We start from the raw sequence: 7,753 nt of genomic DNA on the forward strand, positions 1-7,753 counted from the left end.
GGCGATGGGCAGAGCGGCGATAAGGTGATCCAGTGTGTGTCCGATACCGTGCGCGAACTCATCCGCGACGTCGATATTGCCGGACGTTATGGCGGAGAAGAGTTCGCGGTGCTATTGCCAGGAACGTCGTTAGCTGGAGGAATAACCTTCGCTGAGCGACTGCGCAAAGCAGTGGAGGCCAATGAGGTGGTGCATGATGGAAAAACGATCCGCTGCACCATCAGCCTCGGTGTGGCTGATTTAAGTGAACCTGTTTCGGACTACAAGCACCTGATCGAACGGGCCGACCAGGCGCTGTATGTCTCAAAAGAAAGCGGTCGTAATCGGGTCTCGGCTTACGAGCGCGAAAAGCGGGCACTGGCTGGCGAGTAGTGTTCTCGCGACCTGCTCTAACAGTTACGCAAACGCTGGAATCACGTCTTGTAGCAGCGTATTCAATGAGCGCCAGCAGCCTTGTTGAGGTCGCTTTCGGTCCATTGGGTGTAAACGCAGGCGTCGGCGGCGGCCCAGCGCACGCGTACCGGGTCGCCTGTTTTCAGCGGCATGCCCGCCGCCGAAAGTGCTTTCACCGTCATCGCTGTTCCCCCTTGCGTCACGACGCTGCACGTTTGGCTTTCGCCCAGAAACAGTACTTCCACCACCGTAGCCGGGACTTCATTCCAGCCTGCCGCTGCGGGGTCGCGGATCGCTTGGTCGATACTCAGTGCCTGGGCTTTCTCTGGGCGCACCATCAGTAGCAAGTCCTGATCGACCTGTAAGCCGGAGGTCAGCCGAATCGACAGCGGTTGGGCCTCAAACAACCCCACCGCGTTGCCTTTAGCCTTGAGTTTGAGAAAGTTTGAGTTGCCGAGGAACGAGGCTACAAAGGCGTTTGGCGGATTCTGGTACAGGTCAAAACCGGTGCCCAAACCGACAATCTTGCCGTGGCTGAAAATCGCAATGCGCTGCGACAGGCGCATGGCCTCTTCCTGGTCATGGGTCACATAGACGATGGTAATACCCAGCCGCCGGTGCAATTGCCGCAGCTCATCTTGCAGGTCTTCACGAAGTTTTTTATCCAGCGCGCCCAAGGGCTCGTCCATCAATAGGATGCGTGGTTCGTAAACCAGTGCCCTGGCAATCGCGACCCGTTGCTGCTGTCCGCCGGACAGTTGCGAAGGGCGGCGATGGGCGAACTCGTTGAGTTGCACCAGCTTAAGCATGGCGTCTACCTGGCGTTCACGTTCGGCCTTGGGCAGTTTGCGGATCGCCAACGGGAACGCGATGTTGTCGCGTACAGACAAGTGCGGAAACAGCGAGTAGCGCTGGAACACCATACCGATGTCGCGCTTGTGCGACGGTACGTTGACCAGAGATTGGCCGTTGACCAGGATCTCTCCCGAGCTGGGTGTTTCGAAGCCGGCCAACATCGATAAGGTGGTGCTTTTGCCAGAACCGCTGGAGCCGAGAAAGGTCAGGAACTCGCCGTTCTGGATATCCAGTGAAATGTTGTCTACGGCGGCAAAATCACCGTAGTGCTTGTTCAAGTTGCGCAGGCTGACCAAGGTTTTATGGTCCTGTTGCGCGGGGTCTTTGATCACGGCACTCATGTCGTACTCCTAGGCGCTCAGGCGCTGGTTTCGGTGCGCCGACGCAATGCGGCAGAGATAACCATCACCAGCACCGACAGGCCGATCAACAACGTCGACGCAACGGCGATCACTGGGGTCAGGTCTTGGCGCAGGGTGGTCCACATTTTTACGGGCAAGGTTTGCAGGGTAGGGCTGGCCATCATCACGCTGAGCACCACTTCATCCCATGAAATAAGGAAGGCGAACAGCGCACCGGCAACCATGCCTGGACGGATTCCCGGGAAGGTCACCTTGAACACCGCTTGCAAGCGTGACGCGCCGCAAATTACCGCAGCATCCTCAATGGACTGATCGAAAAGCTTCAGCGAGTTGATGATCGAAATAATCGTGAACGGTAACGCGACGATCACGTGACTGACCACGAACGCAAACATCGTCCCGGTGTAGCCCAGTTTGAGAAACAACGCGTACACCGCCACGGCGATGATCACCAAGGGCACGATCATCGGCAGGGTAAACAGACCATAAAGCATCTCCCTGCCACGAAAACGTCCGCGGACCAAGGCAAAGGCGGTTGGCAAACCTAGCGCCACGGCGAAAATGGTGGTGAGAACCGCGACTTTGAGGCTGGCGAACGCGGCGTCTATCCAGTCCGGGTTGGAAAAAAACTGTCCGTACCACTTCAGTGTCCAGCCCGGTGGCGGGAATACCAACCACTGCGAGGAGCCAAACGACAGCAACACGATAAAAACAATCGGCAGCAGCAAAAATAGCGCGATAAAGCCCGAGGTCAAATAGAGGCCGAGTCGCATGCGCCGGCTCATGGCGTTGGCAGTCAATAACATGTGGCTTACCTCGCGTTGCTGGAGCCGACCGGAGATTCCGGTTGCAGCTTCAGGTAGAAGTAGAACAGCACCAAGGTGATCAGGATCAACAGCGCCGCACCTGCGCTCGCCAATCCCCAATTGAGGAACGACTGCACCTGCTGAATGATGAACTCCGGCAACATCATGTTTTGCGCGCCGCCCAGCAGGGCCGGTGTGACGTAGTACCCGAGGGACATCACGAATACCATCAGCCCGCCAGAGAACAAACCTGGACGGCACAATGGCAGGAACACCTTGAAGAAGTTGCTCCACGGGCTCGCTCCGCAAATGGCGCCGGCTTGAAGCACCATGGGGTCAATCGCTTGCATGGTCGCCTGCAGCGGCAGGACGATGAACGGAATCATGATGTAGCTCATGCCGATCACCACGCCGGTGAGGTTGTGCACCATCTCCAGTGGTTGATCAATGATGCCCATGGCCATCAACGCTTTGTTGATCACTCCCGAGGCTTGCAGCAATACCAGCCAGGAATAAGTCCGGGCCAATAGGCTGGTCCACATCGACAGCAACACCACGTTGAGGATCCAACGGCCCCAGCCCCGAGGGACCAGGGTGATGACCCACGCCAACGGAAAGCCCAACAGCAGGCTGAACACGGTCACCAGGCCCGCCACTGAGAAGGTGTTGAGCAGCACACGGGTGTACGCCGAGTTGGCGAACAATTCCGCGTAATTGCCGAGACCCGGAGTGGGTTCAAGCACGCCCCGCAGCAACAGGCTGATCAGTGGGCCGAAGAAGAACAGACCAAGGAACAATAACGCGGGAAGCAGGTTGCTCACGCCGCGCCAACGTCGTGCCATTGGAGTAGAACGCTTCATCACCGCAGCCTTGTCTGGAGCCGAATCGGCAGCGCCAGAGGCGCTCCCGACCGACTTGGATTGACCGGACGCTGCAGCGGTCATTTTCACTTGAGCAGCCATTCGTTCCACCGTGTCGCGATGGCTTGGCCGTTTTTGGCCCAGTACGCGAAGTCTAGAGTGATCTGATCCTTAGCGTAGGCAGTTGGCAAGTTCGGTGCCAATACCGAATCCAGACGCGCCACGCTGTCGACGTTGACCGGTGCATAGGCGGTCAGGTTGGAGAAGTCGGCCTGACCTTTAGCGCTGCTGGCGCTGGCCAGGAACTTCATGGCAGCGTCTTTGTTTTTCGAGCCTTTAGGGATGACCAGAATGTCGGCCATGACCAGGTTCTGTTTCCAGCTTACGCCGACGGGTGCGCCATCTTCTTGCAGGGCGTGAATCCGGCCGTTCCAAAACTGACCTAGGCTCGCTTCACCGGAAGCCAATAACTGCTGGGATTGCGCGCCGCCACCCCACCAGACGATGTCCTTCTTGATGGTGTCGAGTTTCTTGAACGCACGGTCCAGGTCCAGCGGGTAAAGCTTATCGGCGGCTACACCGTCCGCCAGCAATGCGAGTTCAAGCACGCCAGGGCTTGGCCATTTATACAGAGCGCGTTTGCCAGGGTAGGTTTTGGTATCGAACAGTGCTGTCCAGTCTTGAGGTGTCTTGCTGCCCAATTTGCTTTGGTTGTAGCCGAGAACGAAGGAGAAGAAAAACGAACCAACACCATGGTCGGAGACGAAACGTGGGTCGATTTTGTCGCGCTGGATAACTGAAAAATCAAGCGGCTCAAGCAAGCCTTCGGCGGCGGCTCGCAATGCGAAGTCGGCCTCGACGTCCACAACGTCCCATTGCACGTTGCCGCTATCGACCATGGCTTTCAGTTTGCCGTAATCGGTCGGGCCATCCTGAACTACTTTGATCCCGGTAGCTTTGCTGAACGGGTCGGCCCAGGCTTGCTTTTGCGCGTCCTGAGTGCTGCCGCCCCAACTGACAAAGTTAACGCTCTCAGCGGCGATAGCCGCGTTGCAGGTCACCGCCAATACACTGGCGGCGAGCACTGCGGCTACACGTTTATTCAACACCATATTCACGCCCTCATTTGTTGTGTTTTTGAGCGGGCTTTACAACCCGCCTATCGGGAGCAGTAGGTCCATTGGGGCCTTTGAGCATCGACCGGGCCAGGGGCTGTTGTTGTGTGTGATGTCCCTATTCGGGCGCACCTGGCACGTCATTCGGTCTATGGAATATCATATTATGGTATTCCAAGCTTTCTGCAAGTGTTTAGCCGTACCGATTGTCTTGGAAGAGCCTATTTATTGGGTGGAAACGGGGTAAGTGGTGTTTTTCGTTACGTTGATTTAGCCAACAAACGCAATACTTTCCACGACTTCCAAGTCATAACCGGTCAGCCCTGCGTATTTCAGCGGCGGCCCCAAATGACGAACTTTGTTGATGCCGAGGTCTTGCAGAATCTGTGCCCCGGTGCCGACTTCTGAATAGATGCGTGATTGCGAGCGTGTGTATTGCCGAGGCGGTTGAGTCAGAAACGGAATGCGCTCCAGCAAGGCTTGGGACGACTCGTGATTGGCCAATACCACCACCACGCCGCAGCCTTCTTCGGCGACTCGTTGCAGGGCTGCCCATAACGTCCAGTTTGCGGGGCCTGTGTATTCGGCGCCTACCAGATCCCGCAGGGGGTCAATGACGTGGACGCGCACCAAAGTCGGCTGATCATGACGAATCTCACCCATGACCATCGCCATGTGCACGCCGCCTTCGAGGCAGTCTTCGTAGCTGACCAGGCGAAAAGTACCGTGTACGGTGGGCAACTCGCGTTCGCCGATTCGCACGATAGTGCGTTCGGTGCTGAGCCGGTAGTGAATCAAATCGGCAATGGTGCCGATTTTGATTCCGTGCCGTTCGGCGAATACTTCTAGATCCGGGCGCCGCGCCATGGTGCCGTCGTCATTCATCACTTCGACGATTACCGAGGCCGGCGTGAAGCCCGCCAACCGCGCCAGATCACAGCCGGCTTCGGTATGCCCGGCGCGCGTCAGTACGCCGCCTTCTTTGGCTCGCAGCGGGAATATATGCCCCGGCTGCACCAGGTCTTCGGCCCGGCTATTGGCGGCTACTGCTGCTTCGACCGTCCGCGCGCGGTCTGCTGCAGAAATGCCAGTGGTCACTCCAGTGGCTGCCTCAATCGAAACCGTGAACGCAGTGCTGAACACGCTGCCATTACTGGGCACCATCTGCTCCAAACCGAGACGCTGGCAATGTTCATCGGTCAACGTCAAGCAGATCAAGCCACGTGCCTCGCGCGCCATAAAGCTGATGGCATGCGCGCTGCAACGATCCGCAGCCAGCAGCAGATCACCTTCGTTTTCCCGGTCCTCATCGTCTACCAGCAAGACCATTTTGCCTTGACGGTAATCTTCGATAATGTCTTCGATGCTGTTGAACGTCATAGCCCTGATTCCCGATTGAAAATGGTAGCGGTGCCTTTAATCTGGTATACCATAATACAACTTAAAACGAAATATCGAGGTTGTTATGAAGGCTTATTGGATCGCACACGTCGATGTCACTGATCCGCAGCAGTACGCCCAATACACCCAGCGGGCTCCCGCAGCGTTCGCGCTGTATGGCGGAAAATTGCTGGCACGGGGCGGGCGTTCGGAGGCGATGGAGGGCAGGGCGACGCCGCAACGCAGCGTGGTGATCGAGTTCGAATCGTTTGACCAGGCGCAGGCATGCTACCGCTCCGAGCAGTACCAGCAGGCTAGCCAATACCGACAGGGCGCAGCGCAGGTGGAAGTGATTATTGTCGAAGGTTATGAAGCTGAATGACTAATAGCTCAGCGGATGAAATGGATTTTTCCGCTGAAATCGTTACCCATGTAGATGCCATAAATTCCGGCCTGACGCTCTTCGATATAGCGTTCGAGAATCTGCCGAATGGCTGGGTAATAGATGCTGTCCCACGGGATATCTTCGGGGGCAAAGAAGCGGCAATCGAGGGTTTCCGGGCCATACTGGCCAGTCATCTCCAGGGCTACCGCACGGAAGATGATGTACACCTCGCTGATCTGCGGCACGCTGAAAATCGAGTAGGGCGAGACAATTTCTGCACGGACCCCGGTTTCTTCCCAGACTTCGCGCACCGCGCCGTCTTCGGTGGTTTCACCGCTTTCGAGAAAACCCGCGGGCAGTGTCCAAGTGCCGGGGCGTGGCGGGATCGCACGCTGGCACAATAAGTACTTGCCGTCCTGCTCAATGATGCAGCCGGCAATGATCTTCGGATTGACGTAATGAATGTAGGCACAACATTGGCACATCAAACGCTCATGCGTGTCGCCGGGCGGAAGCTGGTGACGGAGGTCACCACTGCCGCATTGCGGGCAGAAGCGTGGAGTGGGCATGGTTAGCGACCTATGCGGGGTTCTTTCAACATGATGGGCGCAACGATTTCACGGACTTTTCCGGTCTCGTTCTGCTTTAGCTTGAGGTAGTCCAGCGCGACTTTGGCAGCTGCCCGCACATGATCAACCGAGGCTTGGTGCGCAGCCAGCGGGTCGCCGCTTTTGATCGCCGCAACGATACGTTCCATTTCCTCGTTGCTGACGCTGCGTCGATTGGTCTGGGACACAGAGGTGGCGCGCAAATAGCTGATGCGGGCCTGCAACTGACGCAGCTGTGTCGCCGCCACGTGGTTGCCGGAACCTTCCAGCAGCACGTCATAGAAGCCTTGTACTGATTCCAGCACCTGCTGCAACTCGCCGTCTTGCAGCGCTTTGCGGTTTTCTTCCAGGGCTTTCTCCAGAGCACGAATGTCCTTGGCCTTGGCGCGCAGGGTGAACAGTTGCACGATCAAGCCTTCGAGCACACAACGCAGTTCATAGATATCGCAGGCATCTTCCAGGGTGATGATCGCGACGCTAGGGCCTTTGGCGTCTGCGAATTCCACCAGACCTTCGGACTCCAGGTGGCGCAAGGCTTCGCGAACCGAAGTGCGGCTGACGCCCAGGCGCTCACAGAGGTCTCGCTCGACCAGACGGTCTCCCGGCAACAACTGGAAGTTCATGATGGCGTTTCGCAGTTTATCCAGCACGATCTCGCGCAGGGTAATGGGGTTGCGATTGACCTTAAAGCTGTCGTCAAGTGGCAAGCGTTTCATCGGGTCCGCTCTGAGTGTGGCTGTCCATGCAGAAAGAACACGTCGATCAAAGGATCTGCGGTTCCGGTCATTTCATACAGCCAGGGGTTGCTGGAAGCCTCGGCGGCGGCGTCGGCGAATGCCGAAGTTTATCATGCGGTTTCATTCAGCGATAAGCCCACACCGCCCGTGCCATGACCCTCAGCCCAGAACGGGTAACGGCCCGAGTTTGCCGCGGTGATATATCATTGGTTTTACTGTTTGTTCGGGCAAAATCAGGTTTTTAACCGCGCC

The 7,753-nt window shown here is 57.1% G+C and carries 9 protein-coding genes and 1 pseudogene; 2 read left to right on the plus strand and 8 right to left on the minus strand.

Annotated elements, in window-relative coordinates:
- Positions 1–372 (plus strand): GGDEF domain-containing protein (locus M0974_RS06735; protein ID WP_297834365.1); only part of this gene is annotated, 372 nt, incomplete at its 5' end.
- A 62-nt stretch (positions 373–434) separates the two neighbouring features.
- On the opposite strand, the gene M0974_RS06740 is transcribed toward M0974_RS06735, so the two are convergent.
- From M0974_RS06740 to ribBA, 5 genes are all read right to left on the minus strand, one after another.
- A complete protein-coding gene (locus M0974_RS06740; protein ID WP_297834368.1) occupies positions 435–1,589 on the minus strand; it encodes an ABC transporter ATP-binding protein in 1,155 nt (384 codons plus the stop codon).
- A gap of 17 nt (positions 1,590–1,606) precedes the next feature.
- Positions 1,607–2,416: an ABC transporter permease gene (locus M0974_RS06745; RefSeq protein ID WP_297834371.1), complete on the minus strand. Its 810-nt coding sequence runs from the start codon at positions 2,414–2,416 to the stop codon at positions 1,607–1,609.
- Between the two features lie 5 nt (positions 2,417–2,421).
- On the minus strand, positions 2,422–3,378 hold the full coding sequence (locus tag M0974_RS06750) for an ABC transporter permease (protein ID WP_297834373.1): 957 nt from the start codon (positions 3,376–3,378) through the stop codon (positions 2,422–2,424).
- Positions 3,363–4,388, minus strand: a complete 1,026-nt coding sequence (locus M0974_RS06755; protein ID WP_297834376.1) for a polyamine ABC transporter substrate-binding protein — start codon at positions 4,386–4,388, stop codon at positions 3,363–3,365. The genes M0974_RS06750 and M0974_RS06755 overlap by 16 nt, the downstream gene beginning before the upstream one ends.
- A 273-nt stretch (positions 4,389–4,661) precedes the next feature.
- Positions 4,662–5,771 carry a bifunctional 3,4-dihydroxy-2-butanone-4-phosphate synthase/GTP cyclohydrolase II gene (ribBA, locus tag M0974_RS06760; RefSeq protein ID WP_297834378.1) on the minus strand — a complete coding sequence of 370 codons (1,110 nt, stop codon included), beginning with the start codon at positions 5,769–5,771 and terminating at the stop codon, positions 4,662–4,664.
- An 85-nt stretch (positions 5,772–5,856) separates the two neighbouring features.
- On the opposite strand from ribBA, the gene M0974_RS06765 reads away from it, so the two are divergent.
- Positions 5,857–6,153 (plus strand): DUF1330 domain-containing protein, encoded by a 297-nt coding sequence (locus tag M0974_RS06765; protein ID WP_297834381.1) that lies wholly within the window; start codon positions 5,857–5,859, stop codon positions 6,151–6,153.
- Positions 6,154–6,161: 8 nt separating this feature from the next.
- On the opposite strand, the gene M0974_RS06770 is transcribed toward M0974_RS06765, so the two are convergent.
- The 3 genes and pseudogenes from M0974_RS06770 to M0974_RS06780 all read right to left on the minus strand — a co-directional run.
- Positions 6,162–6,725, minus strand: coding sequence for an NUDIX hydrolase (locus M0974_RS06770; protein WP_297834383.1), 564 nt, complete (start codon positions 6,723–6,725; stop codon positions 6,162–6,164).
- A 2-nt stretch (positions 6,726–6,727) separates the two neighbouring features.
- Positions 6,728–7,480 carry a GntR family transcriptional regulator gene (locus tag M0974_RS06775; RefSeq protein ID WP_297834385.1) on the minus strand — a complete coding sequence of 251 codons (753 nt, stop codon included), beginning with the start codon at positions 7,478–7,480 and terminating at the stop codon, positions 6,728–6,730.
- A gap of 180 nt (positions 7,481–7,660) precedes the next feature.
- Positions 7,661–7,753: pseudogene (locus M0974_RS06780) on the minus strand (flavin reductase); the annotation flags it as partial.

The organism is Pseudomonas sp. (assembly GCF_026224925.1).
Taxonomy (GTDB): domain Bacteria; phylum Pseudomonadota; class Gammaproteobacteria; order Pseudomonadales; family Pseudomonadaceae; genus Aquipseudomonas.